Genomic DNA, 22454 nt, shown 5'->3' with positions numbered 1-22454 from the left:
ATCTAAGACTTTATACCATCCCCATCCTCTTTCTTCATACATCGGGCGTTTATCAAAATTAATATCCATTTCCTTAATTCGAGGACTTGAATTTTTTTCACTTACTAGAATACCATCTGGACTCGCAGCAACTACAACATTCGATAAACCCAGTACTGTTACGGGTATATCTAATTCATTTATTATATGTGTATTAATAGAGTCTTTACTAATAATTCCATTGCCTAATAAATTCGTATCCATTTCTTCTGTTAACGTATTCCAAGTACCTAGATCTTTCCAAAATCCGTCATATGAAAGTGTTACTATTTGTTTAGCATTTTCAACAACTTCGTAATCAAAACTAATTTTGGGAAGTAAACTATACTTTTTTAACAATTCTTCATATTTTATCGGAAATCCTTTATCGAGAAGCAGAGAGATAATATAATCTAATTTAAATCCAAATACACCACAATTCCATAGAGCTTTTTGATTTATCAATTCAATTGCTTGTGATTCAGTCGGTTTTTCTTTAAAATGACTTACTTTTAAAAATGTACTAGTCTCCTCTTGACTTTCAGGAACAATATATCCATATTTCTCTGAAGGATATGATGGAATAACTCCTAACAAAGCTATATTAGCTCGTGTAGAATTAAGAGCATCTTCCATTTCTTTAATTTTATTAAAAAAACCTTCTTCTACGTATGGGTCCACTGGTAACACAACTATTACCTCGTCTAGATTGACACCTTTTGAATAAATATATGTTGCTGCTAAGGCAATCGCAGGAAATGTGTCACGTCTCTCAGGTTCCACAATCAAAGGTACTTCAATACCAAGCTGATTGGTTATCATATCTAGTTGCGATTTGCTCGTTGCGACAACTGCAGAATCTTTAAGGTTTACTCGTTCAAGTTGTCTCCATACGCGTTGTACCATTGACTCCATATGACCATCATTATTTTGTAAAACTTTGAGAAATTGTTTTGATCTAGAATCATTTGAAAGAGGCCATAGCCGTTTACCTGAACCACCAGAGAGTAATACTAATTTCATTCTTCCACTCCTAAAAATATGAATAATATATTAATAAATTTCATCTCTGACGCCACCACTCAAGTGTTTCAAATAAGCTTTCTTCGAAATTTCTCTCAGGTTTCCACCCTGTAGCTATTTGAATCTTTTCTGCTGATCCAATAAATATTGGTACTTCAGAAGGTCTGAACTTTTCTTGATCGACTTCTACATCAATCTTAATTTTTGAGTCTTTTATCATAATATTTAATATTTCTTGGATTGCCCTTGGTTGCCCTGAACAGACATTGTATACTCCAGTTTGAACATCGTTTTCTAATACAGCCAAATATGCATTAATTACATCTCGCACATCAGTAAAATCCCTCTTTGCACTTAAATCTCCTACTTTAATCAAGGAGGGGCCAGATAGTTTTTCAATAAGTGCAATTTGCGATGCAAAATCACTTATTACAAAACCTATTCTCTGTTCAGGACCAAAATGATTAAATGGCCTGATGTGAATCAAGTTTAATCCATCTTTTCGCGCTAAACTAATGGAAGTTTGCCCTGCGGCATATTTGCTTATTGCATAAGGATTTTGAGGCATACAAGGATGTTCTTCAGTTAAAGGTTCGCCTAAAAGCCCAGATAAACCATATTCTTCGCTTGACCCAATGGTAATTATTTTTGCATTAGGAGCAAACTTTTTAACTGCTTCTATTAATTGAATAGTTCCAATAGTGTTTTCCATAAACGTATGCGTTGGTGATTCCCAAGCTTTTTTCACTAAACTTTGAGCCGCAAGATGTATGATTGCTTCGGGTTTTATCTTATTAATAAGTGATCCTATTTCATTATCGACCAAATTATACAATACCTTTGTAACTGTGCTATCGTAATGGTCCAAATTACTACGAACTCCAACAAATACTTGGTGTTCTTTTTTTACCAGCAGAGGGACAAGATGTCTTCCAACAAAACCATTTGCTCCAGTAACAAAAACTCGCATTAGAGCCCCTCTATTCCCTAAAATTTCTTAATTCTATCTAAATCGGCATCAACCATCATCTGTATAAGAGTTTCTAAACTCGTCTTAGCTTGCCATTCTAGTTTAACTTCTGCTTTTGTAGGATCGCCTAGTAAAACATCCACTTCTGCAGGTCTATAAAATTTCGGATCAATGATAACGTAATCTTCATACTTTAAACCTACGTAATCAAAAGCAATATTACACATATCTCTTACTGTTGTAGTTTTTCCAGTTGCTATTACATAGTCGTCTGCTTCCTGTTGTTGTAGCATTAGCCACATAGCTTCCACATAATCTCCAGCAAATCCCCAATCACGTTTTGCATCAATGTTACCTAATCGAAGCTCATTTTGTTTTCCTAATTTAATTTTTGCTACAGCATCTGTAACCTTTCTAGTAACAAACTCAATTCCGCGGAGAGGGGATTCATGATTAAAAAGAATTCCACTGGATGCATGTATATTAAAACTTTCTCTATAATTAACTGTAATCCAATGACCATAAAGTTTTGCTACTCCATAAGGACTTCTAGGATAAAACGGTGTTTTTTCAGACTGTTTCTCTTCTTGAATTAGTCCAAACATCTCACTAGTAGAGGCCTGATAAAATCTAATCGAAGGATCTGTTAGTCGAATAGCCTCTAACACATTTACAACACCAACTGCTGTTACATCTGCAGTCAGTATTGGTTGTTCCCAAGATGTAGCAACAAAACTTTGTGCACCTAAATTATAGACTTCGTTTGCTTCAGATTTTACTAAAGCCCTTATTATCGAAGATAAATCAGTCAAATCGCCTTCAATTAATTCTATTTCTTTTTCTATGTTCAAAAATTCTAATCTCCATATGGTACTTGTACTTCTTCGTGCCATGAGACCATATACTTTATATCCTTTTTCCAACAACAATCTCGCTAAATAAGATCCATCTTGACCTGTAATTCCAGTAATTAAAGCAGTTTTCATATAAGTTTTCTCCTTATTAAATTAATTATTAGATTCAAGAAACAAACTAACTTGTTTGTTCACAAAATTTCTAAATTCTACTTGGAATCTTTCCGAAGAAAACCGAAGAGCATTTTCTCTACAAGCTTCTGGTGTAATGTTGTGACTCTCTCTCTCGAATATCTGTACAGCATCTATTATGGATGATACTGTCTGCTCTTTAAAAAAGACTCCAGTAGGCACTAGTGATTCAAATATCCCATTAATAGTCTCTAGAGCTCCACCTTTACCATAAGCAATAACTGGGGTCCCACATGCCTGAGCTTCCAATGGTGCGATTCCAAAATCCTCTTCTGCAGCAAAAACAAATGCTTTTGCTCGCTGCATATGATTCTTAAGTACATCAAAAGATTGATAACCCATTAAAATAACGTTGGGTCCTGCTTTAGATAAAATTTTTTTATAATCAGGTCCCTCACCAATTACTACTAATTTCTTATTAGGCATTTGCGAAAAAGCTTCTACGATCAAGTCGATTTTTTTATACGGGACCATCCTAGAGGAAGTCAAATAAAACTCATCCTTATTATCATTAAAGGTGAAAGCATCAATATCTACTGGAGGGTAGATGACATTGGACTTACGTCTATATACTTTCCAAATTCGACGTTCAATAAAGCGCGAAATTGCAATGAATTCATCAACGCCATTTGCTGTTCTATAATCCCATTGGCGAATTTGATTCAACATCCATTTAGCCGCCCATGATTTAATGCCACTTGTCAAACCAGATTCTTTTAAATATTGATGTTGTAAATCCCATGCATATCGAATTGGCGAATAGCACATACATAAATGTAATTGATCTGGTCCTGTTAGTACTCCTTTTGCAACAGCATGTGAACTAGAAATTATCAAATCATATTTTGACAAATCGAACTGTTCCACAGCGAGAGGCATCAAAGGTAAGTATTGTCGGTATTTCTTCTTTGCAAAAGGCAGCGTTTGGATAAAAGATGTTGTTACTGGTTTATTTTGAATAAATTCACGTTGATTTGAAGGTAAAAAATCTACCAAGCTGAATAAATCGGCATCTGGAAAAATAAGCAACATTTGCTCCAATACTCTTTCTGAACCTGCATAGGTTACGAGCCATTCATGGACGATAGCGATTTTCATTTTGCTATTACCTCCTTTATAATGGCAATTGTTTCCTTAGCACATTTTTCCCAAGTATATTTTTTTGCATGCTCTTTTCCTTTTTTCACAATTAAATCCTTATATGATTTATCATTTAATAACTTTTCAATTTTATTTGCAATATCCATTGGGTTGAAGGGATCGCAATATAAAGCTGCATCACCACAAACCTCGGGTAGGGACGCTGCACTAGATACTACTACTGGACATTCTGAAGCCATTGCTTCTAATGGCGGTAACCCAAAACCCTCATATAGAGATGGAAATACTAGCATATCCGCATGTGCAAAGTATTGTTTTAAAATATCCTCTTCTACAAAACCAGTAAAGTGGACTCTTCCACCCAATCTTCCAGCCATTTTCGCAACTGCTTCATCCCCTGTAATAAACCCTTCCTTTTTACCTAAAATAACTAGATCTTGTGGATACTTATCAATAGTAACTTCAAACGCTTGAAGCAAACCCGAAAGATTTTTGTTAGGTTTCACATTTCCTACATATAATAAATAAGGCTTTGAATATGGATTTTGAACTTTTGTAACATTGAACCATGATTTATCTACACCGATATGAATAGTATGAACCTTTTGCTTATCGGGGCCAACTTGTTTATTTAATTCCATTTGTGTAAAATGTGAATCACATATAATTGCACTAGCTTTATATTTTAACACTTTAAACATTAGTTTTGCATAAATTCTTTTATGAATGCCTTTCACTAAATCAGGCATAGCCAAGTGAGCTACATCATGTACGGTGACTAACATCTTACCTTTATAAAATAATGGAATATTATAATGAGGAGACCAAAAAAGCAGTGTATCTCTTGGGACTTTTCGAAACATTTCCAATTGTTCATTTATAGAATATATTGGTGATCGGCAATCAATTAAATTAATATTTTTACTTTTAGACCAAGAGTATTGGTTAATTTCACTTATTTTACCTAGAAGGTTAAATTTGATTTCTGGAAAAGATTCAACTATTAGAGGGATAAGATTTCTAATATAGGTACCTATTCCAGATGAATGTAACATTCGTACGTCAATAGTTATCACTTTCATTCATGAGTACCTCCTCATCCTTTATCTATTTTTTCACTACAGATTTTGAGTTATTATTTCCAAATAAAATATCCGATGATGATAATCCGAGAACTAGTGTTAGAAAAAGATTTATAGGAAATATTTGGTCGAAAGGCAAGTTAGCGGTCGCTATATAGGTTGTTATTAGAAAAAGGAAAGCCCCTGAAGCAAACGCTTTTCTCTCAGTTGGAAACTGCTTGTCATTTATAACTCTATAGTACTTATATATTGCAAAGAGTCCAACCATTATATATAACATTAAATAAACAACCCCAAAGTTGCCTAAGATATTGATATATCCCGATTCCCCAATCCATCCCTTAGGTTCGAGTCCGATTAATTGAATTGGTTTTAATCTACCGACAATATCCAATACATCTAAATGTTGTGAAATACTGCCGATTTTTGTTTCCAGAAATTTATTGTAAATCTCTATAATCTTCTTATATTGAAGAATACCAATTACAATCAAAATAGTCACAATAGGGATAATTGTTTTTATCATTATTTTAGCTATAAGTCTTAGAAACCTTATATAAAATATAATAATAAAAATTATAACAGCAAGAATAACTGACATTATTGCTGTTAATGATTGTGTAAGTATAAGAAATATAAATAGTAAACTTAATAATAGGGTTCTTTTTATTCCTTTAAAAAATGAAAATGAGAACCCAATAAAAAATGCTAATAATACCCCAAATCCATTAGGATCATCTAGAAAACTTCCAAAACGAACAGATATTGAATTATCATAAGCTAAAGCTGGCAGACGATTAAATAGTAAAAATAGTAATAATTGAATTACTTCCGAAGCAATCGCAATATAGATAATAAATACAATTATTTTATTAAGTTTCTGGTAAGAAAAGTAGTTACTACTGAATAAATGTAATCCAGCTGGTATCAAAAAAAACACACCTGTTTCGACTAACATAAAATCTTTTATCATCAAACCGTAAAACATTGGAACGACTGAAAGAGTCATATAGGAAAGTAAATACAGTGGCCTATATATTATCAGTTCTTGTTTATTCAATAATTTGTAAGAAATTACATATAACAAGAGAAAACCAAAAAATAAATATTTACCAACTGCTAGCCATTTAGGGGTATCACTATAATAAGGACTTGTAGTTGAATCATTTATCATAAAAGGATATCTATAAGATGTATAGAACATGCCGAATATAAGAACCGTTGTTATTAATAAATTTAAAATTTTATTCTGTGTTCTCATAACTTATTCACCAAGTCAACAAAACGAACAAATGATTCATCCCATGAGAACATTTTACATCTTATTTTTCCAGCAACTGAAAGTTGGTTGTAGACTATTGGGTCTTTATATAAGACTTCCATGATTTCTTTAATAGAATTAATGTTAAAAGGATCGAAGTATAACGCAGCATCTCCACATACTTCCGGAATCGTAGACGCATTTGACGCAATTACTGGAATTCCGTATGACATTGCTTCTAATGGTGGTATGCCAAAACCTTCATAAATCGATGGAAAAATAAATGCAAAACTATCATTATAAAGTGTCGCCAACTCATCATCAGATACATAGCCAATAATACGCAACAAACCTTTGTTCTCTAATGTTTTAAAATATTCGCGTTCTTCATCTGCCTTCCAGCCTTTTCCACCCACAATAGCGAAAACCATATTTTTCATTTCTGAAGATACGAGTTCAAATGCTTGGACAGCTCTTAATAAATTCTTTTTGCCTTCTAAATTACCAACAAAAAGAAAATAGTTCTTTTTTCGCAAGTCATATTTTTGAATAACCTCAACCTTCTGTTTGTATTCCCTAGCGGTATATCCAATATACAACAATTCAATATTTCTAATTTTACTAAAATTAGTTTTTACCGCTTCCATAGTTGTATTTGAGTCTACTAGAACTAAGTCAGCCATTTGAACAGAAGATTTGAGAAATAATTTGTTATTTAACCAATTTAACTTAGTCACATATTGCGGAACTTCTAAGTATGCTAGATCATGTACAGTGACAATAAGTTTTGTTTTTTTCCGGATAAAAAACTGTGAAATAAATGGCAATGTATGATCAGGGCTCCAGAAAAAATCCGGTTGATCATTCCTTATTAAAACTGGAAGAGATAATTGAGCCCACACCGTTCCATAGAAAGATAAGAAATTATCTACTACTTTTATTACTAAGTTCACTTCTTTTGCCAAATTAATAGAACAACTCGGATGTAGATTCTTATGTGTATACAATGTAATGTTAAATTCCTTAACCAGTCTTTTTACAAGTTCAATTACATATGTTTGAATACCTGTCTTATGGATAGTCAAGCATCTTGCATCGATCGCAATTGTACGCTTTTCATATCCTTTTTTCATAATAATATCTCCTCAATAATTTCCTTATATGCAGAAGTTTGATTAATAGAATTAAATCTTTCATTAATTGTATCCATAGCATTTAAAGAAATTTTATACAAATCAGTTTTGTCTGTGTGATAAATTAATCTTTCTAACAAATCTGCAAGTTCTTTTGAATCCCCAGGCGTATATAAAAAACCATCTTTTCCTTGGGTAATAATTTCAGGAGCTCCACCACTATTAGAGGCTAGTACAATACAACCATATTGCATTCCTTCTATTAAAACCATCCCTAGAGGTTCTGGCTCAATTGATGMATGAATTAAATAATGCATATCAGGCAATAATTCTACCAATGGCAAAAAACCAAGAAATTTTACATGACTAGAGAGCGAATTAGTTATTACGTACTTATTTAATTCATCGTAATATTCTTTTTCATCGACAGTCCAAGGTTCACCAAGAATTTCAAATAGAACTTCGTTAGATAACCCCCCTTTTTTTTCTCTTAATATTTTAATTGCCTCTAAAAAAATATGGAATCCTTTCCATCTTGTTATATGTCCTGCCATTACTAATCGAATGTTTTGGGGTTGATCAAACTTTTCAGAATATGATTTATTAATTATATCGACGCCGTTATATACTACTMTCAGTTTTTTTTCATTTAATTTAGACTCAATACTTTTCTTCACAGCATTTGATACACAAACGAATATATCAAGGCCAATTAAATATTTTGCATACAATTCATAGAGTCTATTAATTTTTATATTATGATGAATAACAATTACTTTTTTGAATGTAAATAACTTGGTTAATATTCCGTATATACTTGGTCCAATTCCATTATAAATAACTACATCGGGCTTTCTGCGAATAATTAATTTTAATAATTTATAGTTACCTATAAAAATGGAAATTAAGTACTTTAAGGCAGAACTCTCGGAAATTCGTTGGAAATACGTTGATTCTAGTAAATTTATATTATTATATTTTACTTCTTTAATTAACTTCTTTGATAAAACACTTGAGTCTTTAACAAGCATATCAACCTCAAAATTTGGATCAATGGAAAATTGGTGAGCAAAATTAAGAAGAACTGTTTCTCCACCACTAAAATTTTCTTCTGCACTTATAAACATAAGCCGAGTCATTGTAACCTCCATTAATTTAGTCAATATTACATTTTCTTGGTAATATGCTCACTTTTTTATATGATGAAAAACTGCACGAGGAAATGACCACACAACTGTTAAAACATACGATCCTATTAGTCCAATAAGAATTCCATTGATACCGAAAATCGGGGAAAGTGCCCATTGTAAAACAAAGCATACTACAGCTTGGACAGGTACCCAAATCCAAAATGGACGCATATCACTCATACTTTGTAATATCATAGCAAATGTATCCGCCCACACTCTAATAAGTTGATAACATCCCATTAAAACAATGAATTTCACTGGAACTATTAAGTGCTCACTTGGTGAAAGAATATTAATTATGAAACTATTAAATACAATAATTATTAAAGTAGAAACCATAGTAAAAAAAAGGCCAATTATAATATTTTTTTTTATATGAGTTATTACACCAGCCCACTTAGATTTTGCAATTAACTCAGCACAAACTGGCCAAAGAGCCATCAAGACAGCATTATAAATAAAAGCTATCAATAAGAAGATCTTTGTGGTTACATTATATATGACGATCTCATCTGCATTTATTTTTTGAGACATAACAATATAATCTATTTGCAGCACACCGGCAGCCATAATTGATATTACCCAAAAATGAAATGCCTTATTCATGAGACTTTTTACTGTTGCTAAAAAATTAATTGTTAATCCTTGTTTAAAATATGTTTTTAAATACTTAATAATTTGTAGGATAAATGAAATTATAGAAAGAAGTGCTGGAGGCCCTATATAAAAAATAAAACACCAAAGTAATTTATCAGAGAAATCATTATTACCACTATTCAATACCCAGTAAATCCCCAAAAATGCGATTATATATGATAAAGCTGGGATTATATTTGAAAAATATCCTTTATGCTGTGCATACCAAATTTTATATGCTATTCCGCCAATAGTTGCTATTATAAATAGTATTCCTACCACAAAAAAATATTGTGATTTTTCATAATCTTTCATAACTTCAAAATTTTTCAAAAGAATCGGCGCTATATATTGACTTGAATAGAAAAGTAAAACGATTGCTAACACCATAATAATTAAGGCAATAATTGCAGTAACAAATATGAGATCTAAGTAAGATTGTTCCTTTGCTCTCCGTTCAGAAATATGATTTTGTAAACTGTACCCTAATCCAATGTCAACTAGTAAATACCATCCAGTTAAACTTGTAAGTAAGGCAAACACAGCATAATTCTCATATCCTAATCCCTCTATAATAACACGTATAATTAGTAATTGAATTATTGCTATAATGACTCGACTTATCCAAGCAGATCCTGCTACAATTAGGTGACTTGGTATTTTTCGTAGTATTAAATGTGTAAATTTACAAAAAATTCAAATCACCACCTTTATTTTACTCCACATTTTTATCGACTTGTCGGACTTCTAAACGATTATTACTATTTTTCCAGTATTCTCTGAAAAAAACTAGGAATAAACTACATACAATACCTGCTAACCCAGCAAAAATTAATGTTAACAATTTCCCTTGAGTGAGTGGCATCTTAGGCTCTATCGCCGGTGTAATTAATATTGCATTATTATTGTTTTCATTGCCATTTAAAGTATTGGTTAAATTTAAATCTATTTCTTTTATTTGTTTTTGTCGCTCTGCGATTATTGCTTGATTTGATGAAATTCTGGCTTTAAAGTTTTGTTTTTCTGTTTGCAATTTAGATACTTCTATGGAAAGTTCAGAAACTTTTGATTTTAGTCCTATATAAATAGGATTGATTTCTTCATTATTAAGCTGTAAAGAACCAAGACTCTTATTACTTAAACCACTTAAATCTTTTAATACAGATTGTAGATATGGGTCTCCAGCAAGTGACTTTTCTGTATTCAATTTATCTGGAGTTGTTTCAAGCATCTTTAATGCCGAGTCAAGTTGATTTTGGTAAATTTTCAATTGATCTTCTGTTTCCATTAAATCTTTATTAGCATTTACAATTAAATCCATACTAGATGAAATCTCAATCAAAGAAGAAAGTTCATAACTAATAACATTAGCAATATTTGTTATAATTTTCGGTTCACTGCCTTTTACTTTTACTCGGATGAAATTAGAGTCCTTAATTGTCTCTACATTGATACTCTCACGCAAGGCATCTAAAGTATATTTTTGAGGGTCCAATTGCATTTCATTCATAATTTTGTCTAAAAAGAAGCTGTTTTTAACTTGTTCAACAAAAGGAGCGAGTTCTTTTTTTACCGTTTGCTGTTGTTTTTCATTTATTTGGTTGTTAACCATTACTGTAGTTGCTGCCTCATATGTTGGGTCAAGTATAAAAAAACAAAAAAAACCTGTTACTGACATTAGAAAAATAGTACCTAGGATAATTACCCATTTTCCACGCCAGGTTATTTTAATAACTTCTCTCAGACTTATTTCCTCTTGCATTTGTATTCTTCCCCTTTGTTGTGTATTTAAAAAGTTTCTTTACTTCAGATGATAAGAGGAGATCTAAAAATAATTCTCTAATCGTTAGATTCTAATGTTAACTCAATTGCTATACCCTTGCAAAGTTTTGTCATTTGGAATCATAAAATTTCGCTAAAAAAGGCGTTTCTTATATAAAATTTTGTCGAATTAACTAGTAAAAAAGACAAGGTTTCACGATTTTTAGTAATTAAACTATTGGACAATTCTTTTTAGCTCTGTCCCCTACAATTCTAATCAATTTCGAAACTGTTACTTATCTAGTTTGTTAACGACATTGATCTTCAAGGGATCCGAACTACTTTCACGTTTCACTTTAAGTAATCTTTATTTAGTCCAAGACCATTCTAACACTACTATCCTATAAAATACTAGCCTTGCATTAATAAGCTAGTCTTCAAAAAGATACAACTTAGAAAAAAATAAAACAAAACACAGCATGACTAGTGGTTTAAGAAAAGAGTGATGCTGTTTAAATCGCAATCTTGTCTATTATCTTTACGAAACTGCGTAATATAATCTTATATCCTTACGTCCAGTGCCCGGGTTCTCAATTGGCAATGATCTTTACATGTGATAAGATAATGTCGTAATTTGAGGAAAGAAGGAGATCGCAAAATGTATAAAAAAGAAAAGGTTATAACTGAAATAATGGCAGAAAGAAAATCTGTTATTTACTGGTTGCTAATGAGTTTTGTAATTATATTCATGGTCTGGGCTCCGTTCCAGAAAGCATTGTTTAATGGGAATAATTATGAGTTTGAGCGCCCAATATATACTTCTTTGATCTGGTCCTCAGCTATTATGTTTTTAATCTCGATTTATTTCTTCTTTAATTGGAAATGGAAGTCGAATAAAGATGCCCTTAGTATTTTAGTATTATTCCTTCCACTTACTTATCTCATCTCTCTCATTCCTGCGGCCTCTCAATATTCTGCTACTACTATGTTCTATATACAGACTATTTACATTACTTTCTTTTTAATCGGTACCTACTTAGCTAAAAATAAACTAGGCAATTCAATCCTTACAATTGCTTTAATGGGGTCTGGGTATTTCATCGTTCTTTTTGGCTTGATGAATTGGTTTGGCAATGGTAGATTAGCTGGAAGCCTTGTTTCAAGCTTCTCAGAGTTAACGGACGGCGTATACAGAGATGCAGTTTTACCTGACTATGCTGGAATTCGCCTTACTTCTGTTTTTCAGTATGCCAACTCATACGCAGCTTATTTAATAGCACTTTTGTTTGGAGCCCTGTTCTTTGTTTCTAAATCAAATCGTTGGTCCATTGTATCCATCAATTCATTCATGTTGGTTCCAATCATTCTCTCTTTTTTCTTTACTTTATCCCGCGGTGCCATTGTCGTTATTCCTGTAGTTCTTCTCATTCTTTTATTCTTTATGAAGCTTAATAGACAAATTTTGTTTCTTCTTCATATGGGGATCGCTTTTATTGCTTCATTTACTATTTTACAGAAACTTATGGCTGCAGGGATTGCCCTTAACAAACAGTTTTCTGGTTCCGAATCAAGTAATAATTGGTTACTTCTACTTAGTGTTTCAGCAGTTTATACCATTGTTGCTTTACTCATACAGAAATTCATAGCACCTATTATAGAGAAAAAGGTTGAACGAATCAAAAGTCGTAAATTGACAAATAATATAGTACCAATACTTACAATAGTCTTAGGGGCATTGGCTGCCTTTCTTATTTTCAGTAATGTTGGTGCCACTAAGCTACTTCCTGAAAATCTAAAAAATCGTCTTGAGAACATCAACTTCGCACAAAACAGCGTATTAGAGCGCGGAACCTTTTATAGAGATGCCATGAAAGTATTTAAGGATCATCCTATATTAGGCGCGGGTGGTGGAGCATGGTCTTCTCTATATGAGAAATATCAAAACAATCCTTATGTTAGTCGACAAGCACATAATTTCTTCCTTCAATATCTAGTTGAGGTTGGAGCATTAGGAATTATAGTATTCTTACTATTCTTGGGTAGTATTTTCTATTTATATATTCGATCTTATTTCAAGAATTCAGCAGAACCAAAAGATTCTCATTTTTTATTTTTCATCATAACCATTTCGTTATTTATACATAGTATCATCGATTTCGACCTTAGCTATGTTTATTTAGGGATTTTAGTGTTCCTTAGCTTAGGAGCTATGACATCTAATATTGGGGATGCCCCCTTTAAATGGAATTTAGATAAGCCACTAATAAATAAAATTTACCCCTCTCTACTGCTTGTCATTTCTATCGTTATGCTCTCTACATCTACCAGAATGCTCAGTGCTAATAGCTCTTTCAAAGAAACGATAGCTGTAAGTCAAAAAAGCACTAACTATAACGAGATTATTAAGCCACTGAATGATGCCATCAAACTTCATCCCAATCACCCCAACTATGCTCTTCAAAAGGTTGGACTTGATCTACAGGTGTATTCTCAAAATAGGGATGAGCAGTTTTATAACGAAGCTTTGCATTTGTTAGCTGGACTTATCGATTCTGAGCCATATAACCGCCAGATGATTTCCCAGCAGCTTAACGCCTATCAACTTAAAGGGCAATATTCTCAGGCTGCAGGATTAGCCGATTCAATGATTTCTAATTTCCCATGGGATATTACAATATATGAAGATAGCATTTCGTTAAAAGTCCAAGCTGGCCTCATAGAGAAAAGCAACAAAAATTCCCAAGCTGTGGACCAGAACTGGGATCGTGCTTTGGAAATCTATAATATAATTCTTACCAAAATGAAATATTTGGAGACTTTGCCTAAAGAACAAGTTCAAGGGCGTGCTTTCAACGTAACCAACAAGATTGCCCTTGGAGTCAGCCAAATAAAATTATATAAAGGTGATGGCTTGGGAGCTATGACTATCCTGAAGCCTTATGTCAATGACCAGTTTGACATCCCAACGAATCGTGCTGTTGCACGTTTGTATCTTGCGATTTTGCAAAAGCAGAATACTAATGACCAAGCACTTTATGACAAGTTAATTGCTAAAGATCCGAATGAAAAGCAGCAGATTGAAACCATTGTTAATATGTCAACTTCCGCACCTTAGATCTATGAATAAACCCATAATGTGACGGTAAGAAAAACAAGAGTTTGAACGAAATCATAGTATTCATATTCAATAAAGTAAAGCCATCTACTGATTCTCGCTAGAGATTTCCAGTGGATGGCTTCTTTGTATTCTACTCTCTGAGAGTCTTACATAATGCAGTCTAGTATCACTGCGTAATGAACCTCTTGTGATTCTTCCTTCTCTAAATAATTTTCTATTTTTAACTATTTAATAATTAGGGATTCCTTTAATAATCATCTGCACCAGCAGCTTTGTTTATACACCTTCGTGGGTTACATATATCTTATCAAGAATCATCAAATTGTGCTTTACCTTACTGCAGCCGCTCCTTCTACTTCTCAATCCACTCACGCCTTAAGACAAAAAGCTCGCGCAGCTCGCTTGTCGACATCTCCGTGACCCAGTTCTCGCCGGTGCCGACGATTTGGTCACTGAGGCCCTGCTTACGCTCGATCATCTCGTCAATTCGCTCTTCGAGCGTGCCGAGCGTAACAAACTTGTGCACCTGCACGTTGCGTGTTTGCCCGATGCGGAAAGCGCGATCCGTGGCCTGATTCTCCACGGCCGGATTCCACCAGCGGTCATAGTGGAACACATGATTGGCCGCTGTCAGGTTCAACCCCGTTCCTCCTGCTTTCAGCGAAAGGATGAAGATGTGGCAACGCTCCTCCGCGGGGAGCGTCGCGTCCTGGAAGCGCGCGATCATCGCGTCGCGCTTCGCCTTAGACACACCCCCGTGCAAGAACTGCACGGCCTCTCCCAGCGCCTGCGCAAGCGTTGCCTGCAGCAGGTGCCCCATCTCGACGAACTGGGTGAAGATGAGGCAGCTGCCTCCTTCGCTCCTGAGTTCGTCTATCATTTCAACCAACCGCTCCAGCTTCGCTGAGCGTGTTCTCACATCAGCCGCGGCGACGAGTGCGCCGCGCCCCTCTTTTGCTTTCGCAACTGCTCTTGTGCCTGCTTTCACGCCTGCTCTTGCGCCTGCTCTTGCGCCTGCTCTCACGCCCGCTCCGCCAATCTCCTTCAAAAACAAACCCGGATGATCACAAATCTGCTTCAACTTCATTAGCGAAGTAAGAATGAGTCCTTTCTTCTCTATGCCACTGGATTCCTCAATCTTCTCCATCAAGCTCTGCACGACATTCTCATACAGCGCCCCTTGCTCTGTGGTGAGACGCACATACGCCTTTCCTTCGTACTTATCCGGCAAATCAAGCTGAATCGCTGGATCCTTCTTCAGGCGTCTCAGCAGGAACGGCCTTATCAAACGCTGTACGCGCCCCGTTAATTCCTTCGCTCCATCCCCATTTTTCTCGATTGGACCTACATATTGTCTATTAAAATGAGTCAACGTCCCCAGATATCCCGGGTTCACAAAGTCAAAAATCGACCACAACTCGGTCAATCGATTCTCTATCGGCGTGCCAGTCAACGCAACACGCTGACCCGCTTCTAGCTTACGAATGGCCTGCGATTGCTTCGTATACACATTCTTGATATTTTGTGCCTCATCCAAGCAAAGCGTATCCCATGTAACGCTCGACAGTTCCTCTTCATCCAACTGTGCGAGAGTATAGGACGTTATCACCAGATCAGCATCACCAAGCGATGCTTCGAATGCTTCCCCTTTTGCCCGCTGCGCACCATAATGAAGTTGAACCTGAAGCGTCGGCGCAAATCGCGCAAGCTCCTTCTGCCAATTGCCAAGCACAGAGGTCGGACATATGAGCAAGGAGGGTTTTGGTCTGGAATCTGACATTGATTTTGATCCGAAATCTGACTTTGACTTTGATCTTGAATCTACCGTCGATCTTACCTCTGTCTTCCCCTGCTCCCTCACCTTCAACAAATAAGCAATAAACTGAATGGTCTTCCCTAGCCCCATATCATCCGCCAGACAGCCACCTAGCCCCATATTACGTAGGAAAAGGAGCCACGACACCCCTTGCACCTGATATGGCCTAAGTTCAGCACACAAGCCCTCAATGTTCCCCACATGTGGAATAGACTTGGTCTGGCTCAACTGTTTCATCAAGCCACGCATATGACTATTGAGTTCTACCTTGACCTCCAAGGATTTAGCCCTCTCATCACCCTCCACCGCGCGACCTTCCTCATCTTCTGACAGATGCATTTCCAACACATCCCGGAAGGACAGCCCCTTCTTCCTCTCAACCTGCTTCATAGCATTGCGAATTTGTTCCAAATGCGCTGGATCCAGTTGTACCCATTTACCTCGGATGTAGATCAAGCGCTTTTTTTCCAACGCCAACTGCCCAAACTCTTCCTCAGACAAGTCTACGCCGCCTAGCGCCACACGCCAATCAAACTGCACGATTTGATCCATGCCAAACATGGCTTTACGCGTAGAACCCACGGAGCTTTTGATCTTCACCTTCAGCTGAGGACGACCCATCTTCTGAATCTCTTCCCACCATGATGGTAAAAAGACGGAAATTCCCGCCGCCACAAGCTGTAGACTCGATTCGGTTAGGAACGTCCACGCTGCTTCATCTGATAATTGCTCGATGATTTTACCTGGTTGATAGGCACTCTCTAGCTCTGGCAGCATCCGCAAAATACGTTTCGTTTGTTCCTGAAGACTATCAGCAATATCTGATTGCCAAGCAAGCGGTATCTCACCAACTAGCACATTGCCTGTGGAACTAAACTCAACGAATCGGTTCGCATCCTTACGATCCTGTGCAATGAATCGCAAGCGCCAATCTGCTGCGTTATCCTTAGCGGTTGTCGTGCCGTCGATATACGTCTCAGCATAGGGTTCAACGAGCTGCACACAAATACGATATGGCGCATCATCGTCATGAGTCCAACCAATTGCAAGGAGCCAGTCCTCTTCCTGCATCCAAGACGATTCCAACAGCAAAGCCTCAAACCCTCGGGCATTAACTTGCAGCAGCCTATTCGCTTGAACTAATCCATTCCACACCGGAGTTAGCTCGAAATCCGCATCAGTCTCTAGCAGCTCTTCAACGATTCGGCTAAACCATCTCTGCCAAGAGCTTTCCGGGCAAGCCCCGTCGCACAGCTCTCTAAACCTCTCAACCTGTCCCACCGGCACCTTAAACTTCCAGCCATTTTTCCCTTCGCGCCAAAGCTCATAGGACGGCAAATACCAGCCAGCATCGATTGCCTCACTAAGGAAGCGCGCACCTTTTTGCAGCTCCGTAAATCCCTCTTCCCATGTTAAACTGCTATGTAAGAGCACCCCTGGTGCACGTAAATAATCTAAAGCCATAACAGGAGACAGCACAATCGCATCCCCATAAGGAATCCGAGTCACTTCCAGCCCAGTCCCATAGAATGAGCGCTCATGCCAGGCAAAAAGCAGCTTGCGCAGCATATATCCAGGAACCGCGTTCGCTTGCTCTGTTTCTCCATACAGGGCAAAACTCCCCGAAGGAAGCCTTTGAATTCTCATATGAATTGGTGCCAAAGTCATCATGGTATCAAATTCCCTTTCCGCAATTCCTCAGTGAAGGCGCGATACCGAGCGTATTGTTTCACGATTTGCTCCAAGTACGCTTCAAAACGAGGGGTTAGCTTCAGCTTTTTATAAGCAGCCGCTAATTTCTTCAACAGCTTTATAGCTTGTATATAATCGGGACGATTTTTCCCCTGAATAAATGCTTCAATCGCATGATGATAAATCGGCAGAAGGTATCGAACATTCGCTTTCTCGACGAGTTTGAGCTGTGCTGCATCGATGTGAACCGTAGATAGATCCAAAAGGAGACAGAGATCTGCCCATTCCTGGTACTCACCTTTTGACAGTAGGAATTTCGCATAGTGATCGTAGCTTGCAGGCAAAAGCGAAATCATGACGTCCCGCTGCTCATTCTCAACTTCTCGCTGTTCCGCTGCCAAACGCCAGTAATGCAAAAATTCATCCGCATATACTCGCTCGTTCCACGCCATTTTCGGTTTTAACCACCGCAACCAAGCCAACAAACGATCCCACTGACTCTCAAAAACAAATCCATTCAAATAATCGAACCAATAATCCGGCTCAATATCAAACATCCCATTTTCTGCTCGTTCCCAGGCATTTTCATCTTCACCTTGGCTAATATCCAAATGAATAGAACCGAGAGTAGCGACTTTATGCGCTTGTTGGCTCGCTTCCGAATCTGCATGCAGCTGTCTGAGCCTCGTTGTTTCTAACGCTACCATGTCCTTATCCTGAAATAACTGTGACCATAACAGCTTATACAAATCGACCCAATCATACAGATACAAGCCTGATCCATTCTCGCAAATGTCAGCTAAATAAGCCGATAAATCCTTCATATATCCACCGTACTGCTTAAATGCCTTGTTAACATCTAGCACGTGAAGAATCGCTTCCAACTGCTCACGGGCATGCTTCAAGACACGTTTGACATAATAGTTCGTATTTTGATAAAAATCATATGTGATCGCTTTTGATCCCGCCATCGTATCGCATAACTGAATAACATACAGCGCAACTTGAATATCATACACACCTCGAATGGTCGGCTCCCACGTATCAGCAAGCTTATTGAGCTCACGCCACGCTCGCATACAAACTTCCTCAAGACTAAATGCATTATAAATCTTGGCATTGCCATATTGTTTATGAAAATAAGTCAGCCATTTCTCACAGCTATCCGTCGAATCTGGCAGCCTAGTTGTAGACTTAGATTTCTGTGGAATTTTCTGATCTACCTGCGCCATCTTCATTTTACCAAACCGAAATTCCTCCGGATCATATCCCGCTTGCTTCGCCACTTCAAACAGCACCGCAGCCATATGCTTACAATAATAACCGTAGGGACACGTGCAGCCACTCTTTGTGAAGCTCTTGAGATCCAAGGTAACCTTGTACCTATTGGTTCCGTCCACTCTAGCTTTCATAATCGAGGTACCTTCAACTTGAATATCCCTTACAACACCTTCATTGAAATAAGCCCAACCTCTCGCGATGATCACTTTATCGAATTTAGGACGTATCCGTTCTATCCAAAACGACCAATCAATTTCTAACTCTTGCATGTGCCTATCCCCCGTTACCAGTCAACATCCTTCCCTTATTATATAATTAACTCCCCTAACAAAAAAACACCCCCCGCCAGAATCATCGAATGATTCTTAGCGAGAAGTGCTTATCTGTTACTTCCTGAGCATACCTTGATGTGGATGTGGGTGAGTTCCGCAATACTCATCGGTTTCGGTACATGTATACACGTGCTCATAAACCGGTACGCAGTGATGGCGATTTACAATTTGGATTGGATGAATGACTTGAACCTTTTGTGGGTGATAGAAATCTCTAACTACTCTTTCTGGATCTGTCATTATCGGGTCAGCAGGTGGACACTGAAATTGGTTTCCTTGATTTGGTTGTAAAGCCATGAATGCGTCAACTCCTCTGTTAGTATGAGATAGTATACGCCTAACCCTAGTCCAGAGAGTGTACCAATGCCTATCTTTCCCATAATTGGGCAGATGCGCGTGGGCCAAGCAGGCATGGTGTCCAAGCAAATAGAAAAGAGCCAGGCTGTGTAGCGATTACTTAGGAGTAAACAAAAGTGAATTTATGTTATCGTTCACAGTATGGGAATTACGCTGTATAATTATGAACAGGAGCTTGTCACACACTAGACAGGAAGCTAAAGCGAACTTAAAAAGAGGTGATGGATATGGAAGAATTACTGCATAAAATAATGTTGCAACTTGAAACCATGGACACAAGACTAAAGGGCGTCGACACGAGACTAGAATCTATGGACACTAGACTTGAAAGCGTGGAAACAAAGCTAGAATCCATGGACGCCAGACTAGAAAACGTGGAAACAAAACTTGATCGTATTCAGCTAACTTTAGACTCACATCATCTCGAAAATATTGAATCTGATGACCGTCTCCTTGAAGCAATTCACACAACCAATGACCGCTTAGACTTTCAAAGAGATAAGATCTCCAAAACCGAGGAAGACTTGTACTTATTGAAACAAAAACATTAGGAAAGGATGATACCTTCATGAACGAGCAATTATTAATACAAATACTGGAAGAAATAAAAGAAATGAAAACCGAACAAAAGCAAATGAATGAGCGATTAAATTCAATTGAAGCTTTTGTATCTGACATACCTCTAATTAGACAAGCAGTCCTAGAAACGCGAGAAGATGTCAAGCAACTAGAAGCAGTTCAAAGACATTTAGTGACAGAACATCATACATTCGCCCATCATTTTAATGTCATCGATAAACAACTCGTTGATCACGCTATTGAAATCGACAAGTTAAAAAACAGATAACTCCAACTTCGCAGCCCCAATGGGCTTTTTATTTCCATAGAATTAGAACATATGTTCTAATTCTCCGAATATATATCTTTAAATCGTCATTTAAGCAAACAAAAAAAGACCCCCGAAGGAGTCTTTCTCTCTGCATGCGCAGAAGCTCTGACGAGCTCCCTACATCATGCCGCCCATTCCACCCATACCGCCCATATCAGGCATACCTGGTTTGTTTGCTTCTGGTTTATCAGCGATAACCGCTTCTGTTGTCAAGAACATAGCTGCAACAGATGCTGCGTTTTGAAGTGCGGAACGTGTTACTTTCGCAGGGTCAACGATACCAGCTTCGAACATGTTTACCCATTGTCCAGTTGCTGCATTGTAGCCGATGCCTACTTTTTCGTTTTTCAAGCGCTCAACGATAACGGAGCCTTCTTGACCAGCGTTAGCTGCGATTGTGCGAACTGGCTCTTCAAGGGAACGAAGGATGATGTTAACACCCGTTTGCTCATCACCAGTTGCTACTACTTTCGCTACTGCGTTGTAAACGTTAACTAGGGCAGTACCACCACCAGAAACGATACCTTCTTCAACTGCTGCACGAGTCGCGTTCAAAGCATCTTCGATGCGAAGTTTGCGCTCTTTCAATTCAGTTTCAGTCGCTGCGCCAACTTTGATAACAGCTACGCCGCCAGAAAGTTTAGCCAGACGCTCTTGAAGCTTTTCTTTATCGAAGTCGGAAGTTGTTTCTTCCAGTTGGGAACGAATTTGTGTAACGCGAGCCTTGATATCTTGTGGGTTACCAGCACCATCAACGATGATTGTGTTTTCTTTGGTAACACGGATTTGACGAGCGCTACCCAATTGGTCAGGAGTTGTGGATTTCAGATCCAATCCAAGCTCTTCTGTAATCACTTGGCCACCTGTTAGAGCAGCGATATCACCCAGCATCGCTTTACGACGGTCACCGAAACCTGGAGCTTTAACAGCTACGCAAGTGAATGTACCACGAAGTCTGTTAACGACAAGCGTAGCTTGCGCTTCGCCTTCAACATCTTCAGCGATGATCAGAAGTTGTTTACCGGATTGAACCACTTTTTCAAGAACAGGCAAGATTTCTTGGATGTTCGAGATTTTTTTGTCAGTGATCAAGATGTACGGATTGTCTAGAACTGCTTCCATTTTATCCGTATCAGTGATCATGTATGGGGATGTGTACCCACGGTCGAATTGCATACCTTCTACAACCTCAAGCTCCGTCAAGAAGCCTTTGGATTCTTCAACTGTGATAACACCGTCTTTACCAACTTTTTCCATAGCTTCAGCGATCAATTCGCCTACTTCTTCGTCAGCAGCAGAGATTGCCGCTACTTGTGCGATAGATTGTTTGCCTTCGATTGGCTTCGCGATAGCTTGTAGCTCTTCTACAGCCGCTTTAACAGCTTTCTCGATACCTTTGCGGATAACCATTGGGTTAGCGCCTGCAGTAACGTTTTTCAGACCTTCACGGATCATCGCTTGCGCAAGCACCGTTGCAGTTGTTGTACCGTCACCGGCAACATCGTTTGTTTTGGTAGCAACTTCTTTAACAAGTTGAGCTCCCATGTTTTCGAAAGCATCTTCAAGCTCGATTTCTTTCGCAATTGTAACACCATCGTTAGTGATCAATGGGCTACCAAATTTTTTCTCAAGAACTACGTTACGGCCTTTTGGACCTAGGGTTACTTTAACGGCATTCGCCAAAGCATCTACCCCGCGAAGCATCGCGCGGCGTGCGTCTTCACTGAACTTAATTTCTTTTGCCATGA

The 22454-nt window shown here is 37.5% G+C and carries 17 protein-coding genes; 3 read left to right on the top strand and 14 right to left on the bottom strand.

Annotation, left to right across the window (positions count from 1 at the left end; all coding sequences use genetic code 11):
• From AC1DLM_RS07715 to AC1DLM_RS07670, 10 genes are all read right to left on the bottom strand, one after another.
• A partial coding sequence (locus tag AC1DLM_RS07715; protein WP_477569601.1) for a sugar phosphate nucleotidyltransferase occupies window positions 1-1041 on the bottom strand: 1041 nt, incomplete at its 3' end.
• A gap of 40 nt (window positions 1042-1081) precedes the next feature.
• Window positions 1082-2011: a GDP-mannose 4,6-dehydratase gene (locus AC1DLM_RS07710; protein ID WP_441988354.1), complete on the bottom strand. Its 930-nt coding sequence runs from the start codon at window positions 2009-2011 to the stop codon at window positions 1082-1084.
• Between the two features lie 17 nt (window positions 2012-2028).
• Window positions 2029-2997 carry a GDP-mannose 4,6-dehydratase gene (gene gmd, locus AC1DLM_RS07705; protein ID WP_441988353.1) on the bottom strand — a complete coding sequence of 323 codons (969 nt, stop codon included), beginning with the start codon at window positions 2995-2997 and terminating at the stop codon, window positions 2029-2031.
• A gap of 21 nt (window positions 2998-3018) precedes the next feature.
• Window positions 3019-4155, bottom strand: a complete 1137-nt coding sequence (locus AC1DLM_RS07700; RefSeq protein WP_441988352.1) for a glycosyltransferase family 4 protein — start codon at window positions 4153-4155, stop codon at window positions 3019-3021.
• A complete protein-coding gene (locus tag AC1DLM_RS07695; protein ID WP_441988351.1) occupies window positions 4152-5240 on the bottom strand; it encodes a glycosyltransferase family 4 protein in 1089 nt (362 codons plus the stop codon). Before AC1DLM_RS07695 ends, AC1DLM_RS07700 begins: the two co-directional genes overlap by 4 nt.
• 25 nt (window positions 5241-5265) lie before the next feature.
• Window positions 5266-6501 (bottom strand): hypothetical protein, encoded by a 1236-nt coding sequence (locus AC1DLM_RS07690; protein WP_441988350.1) that lies wholly within the window; start codon window positions 6499-6501, stop codon window positions 5266-5268.
• Entirely contained in the window at window positions 6498-7634 is a 1137-nt protein-coding gene (locus AC1DLM_RS07685) for a glycosyltransferase family 4 protein (RefSeq protein WP_441988349.1), read from the bottom strand. The genes AC1DLM_RS07690 and AC1DLM_RS07685 overlap by 4 nt, the downstream gene beginning before the upstream one ends.
• Complete coding sequence (locus tag AC1DLM_RS07680) at window positions 7631-8773, bottom strand: glycosyltransferase family 4 protein (RefSeq protein WP_477569600.1); 1143 nt, start codon at window positions 8771-8773, stop codon at window positions 7631-7633. The genes AC1DLM_RS07685 and AC1DLM_RS07680 overlap by 4 nt, the downstream gene beginning before the upstream one ends.
• Window positions 8774-8821: 48 nt before the next feature.
• Window positions 8822-10003, bottom strand: coding sequence for an MATE family efflux transporter (locus AC1DLM_RS07675; protein WP_441988347.1), 1182 nt, complete (start codon window positions 10001-10003; stop codon window positions 8822-8824).
• Between the two features lie 172 nt (window positions 10004-10175).
• Entirely contained in the window at window positions 10176-11222 is a 1047-nt protein-coding gene (locus AC1DLM_RS07670) for a Wzz/FepE/Etk N-terminal domain-containing protein (protein WP_441988346.1), read from the bottom strand.
• Window positions 11223-11879: 657 nt separating this feature from the next.
• On the opposite strand from AC1DLM_RS07670, the gene AC1DLM_RS07665 reads away from it, so the two are divergent.
• Window positions 11880-14336 carry an O-antigen ligase family protein gene (locus AC1DLM_RS07665; RefSeq protein WP_441988345.1) on the top strand — a complete coding sequence of 819 codons (2457 nt, stop codon included), beginning with the start codon at window positions 11880-11882 and terminating at the stop codon, window positions 14334-14336.
• A 355-nt stretch (window positions 14337-14691) separates the two neighbouring features.
• Here the strand turns inward: AC1DLM_RS07665 and AC1DLM_RS07660 are convergent, their stop codons facing one another.
• The 3 genes from AC1DLM_RS07660 to AC1DLM_RS07650 form a co-directional block, all read right to left on the bottom strand.
• Window positions 14692-17826 (bottom strand): DEAD/DEAH box helicase, encoded by a 3135-nt coding sequence (locus AC1DLM_RS07660; protein ID WP_441988344.1) that lies wholly within the window; start codon window positions 17824-17826, stop codon window positions 14692-14694.
• Complete coding sequence (locus AC1DLM_RS07655) at window positions 17823-19397, bottom strand: SWIM zinc finger family protein (protein ID WP_441988343.1); 1575 nt, start codon at window positions 19395-19397, stop codon at window positions 17823-17825. The genes AC1DLM_RS07660 and AC1DLM_RS07655 overlap by 4 nt, the downstream gene beginning before the upstream one ends.
• Window positions 19398-19514: 117 nt before the next feature.
• Complete coding sequence (locus AC1DLM_RS07650; RefSeq protein WP_082595183.1) at window positions 19515-19757, bottom strand: hypothetical protein; 243 nt, start codon at window positions 19755-19757, stop codon at window positions 19515-19517.
• A gap of 287 nt (window positions 19758-20044) precedes the next feature.
• Between AC1DLM_RS07650 and AC1DLM_RS07645 the strand changes: the two genes are divergently transcribed.
• Together AC1DLM_RS07645 and AC1DLM_RS07640 are read left to right on the top strand one after the other, a co-directional pair.
• On the top strand, window positions 20045-20368 hold the full coding sequence (locus AC1DLM_RS07645; RefSeq protein WP_441988342.1) for a hypothetical protein: 324 nt from the start codon (window positions 20045-20047) through the stop codon (window positions 20366-20368).
• Between the two features lie 17 nt (window positions 20369-20385).
• Entirely contained in the window at window positions 20386-20664 is a 279-nt protein-coding gene (locus tag AC1DLM_RS07640) for a hypothetical protein (protein WP_441988341.1), read from the top strand.
• A 159-nt stretch (window positions 20665-20823) separates the two neighbouring features.
• Here AC1DLM_RS07640 and groL read toward each other — a convergent pair whose 3' ends face one another.
• Window positions 20824-22452, bottom strand: a complete 1629-nt coding sequence (groL, locus tag AC1DLM_RS07635) for a chaperonin GroEL (protein WP_028553855.1) — start codon at window positions 22450-22452, stop codon at window positions 20824-20826.
• Window positions 22453-22454: the final 2 nt, after the last annotated feature.

Source organism: Paenibacillus sp. 01T442 (genome assembly GCF_056398345.1).
Note: the sequence above shows the minus strand (reverse complement) of the source record. Positions and strands in the feature narration are given on the sequence as shown.

Excerpts from the sequence above, each read along its gene's own strand:
- AC1DLM_RS07710 (WP_441988354.1), bottom strand. The coding sequence starts at position 2,011 with ATGCGAGTTTTTGTTACTGGAGCAAATGGTTTTGTTGGAAGACATCTT.
- gmd (WP_441988353.1), bottom strand. The coding sequence starts at position 2,997 with ATGAAAACTGCTTTAATTACTGGAATTACAGGTCAAGATGGATCTTAT.
- AC1DLM_RS07700 (WP_441988352.1), bottom strand. The coding sequence starts at position 4,155 with ATGAAAATCGCTATCGTCCATGAATGGCTCGTAACCTATGCAGGTTCA.
- AC1DLM_RS07695 (WP_441988351.1), bottom strand. The coding sequence starts at position 5,240 with ATGAAAGTGATAACTATTGACGTACGAATGTTACATTCATCTGGAATA.
- AC1DLM_RS07690 (WP_441988350.1), bottom strand. The coding sequence starts at position 6,501 with ATGAGAACACAGAATAAAATTTTAAATTTATTAATAACAACGGTTCTT.
- AC1DLM_RS07685 (WP_441988349.1), bottom strand. The coding sequence starts at position 7,634 with ATGAAAAAAGGATATGAAAAGCGTACAATTGCGATCGATGCAAGATGC.
- AC1DLM_RS07670 (WP_441988346.1), bottom strand. The coding sequence starts at position 11,222 with ATGCAAGAGGAAATAAGTCTGAGAGAAGTTATTAAAATAACCTGGCGT.
- AC1DLM_RS07665 (WP_441988345.1), top strand. The coding sequence starts at position 11,880 with ATGTATAAAAAAGAAAAGGTTATAACTGAAATAATGGCAGAAAGAAAA.
- AC1DLM_RS07660 (WP_441988344.1), bottom strand. The coding sequence starts at position 17,826 with ATGATGACTTTGGCACCAATTCATATGAGAATTCAAAGGCTTCCTTCG.
- AC1DLM_RS07655 (WP_441988343.1), bottom strand. The coding sequence starts at position 19,397 with ATGCAAGAGTTAGAAATTGATTGGTCGTTTTGGATAGAACGGATACGT.
- AC1DLM_RS07650 (WP_082595183.1), bottom strand. The coding sequence starts at position 19,757 with ATGGCTTTACAACCAAATCAAGGAAACCAATTTCAGTGTCCACCTGCT.
- AC1DLM_RS07645 (WP_441988342.1), top strand. The coding sequence starts at position 20,045 with ATGGAAGAATTACTGCATAAAATAATGTTGCAACTTGAAACCATGGAC.
- AC1DLM_RS07640 (WP_441988341.1), top strand. The coding sequence starts at position 20,386 with ATGAACGAGCAATTATTAATACAAATACTGGAAGAAATAAAAGAAATG.
- groL (WP_028553855.1), bottom strand. The coding sequence starts at position 22,452 with ATGGCAAAAGAAATTAAGTTCAGTGAAGACGCACGCCGCGCGATGCTT.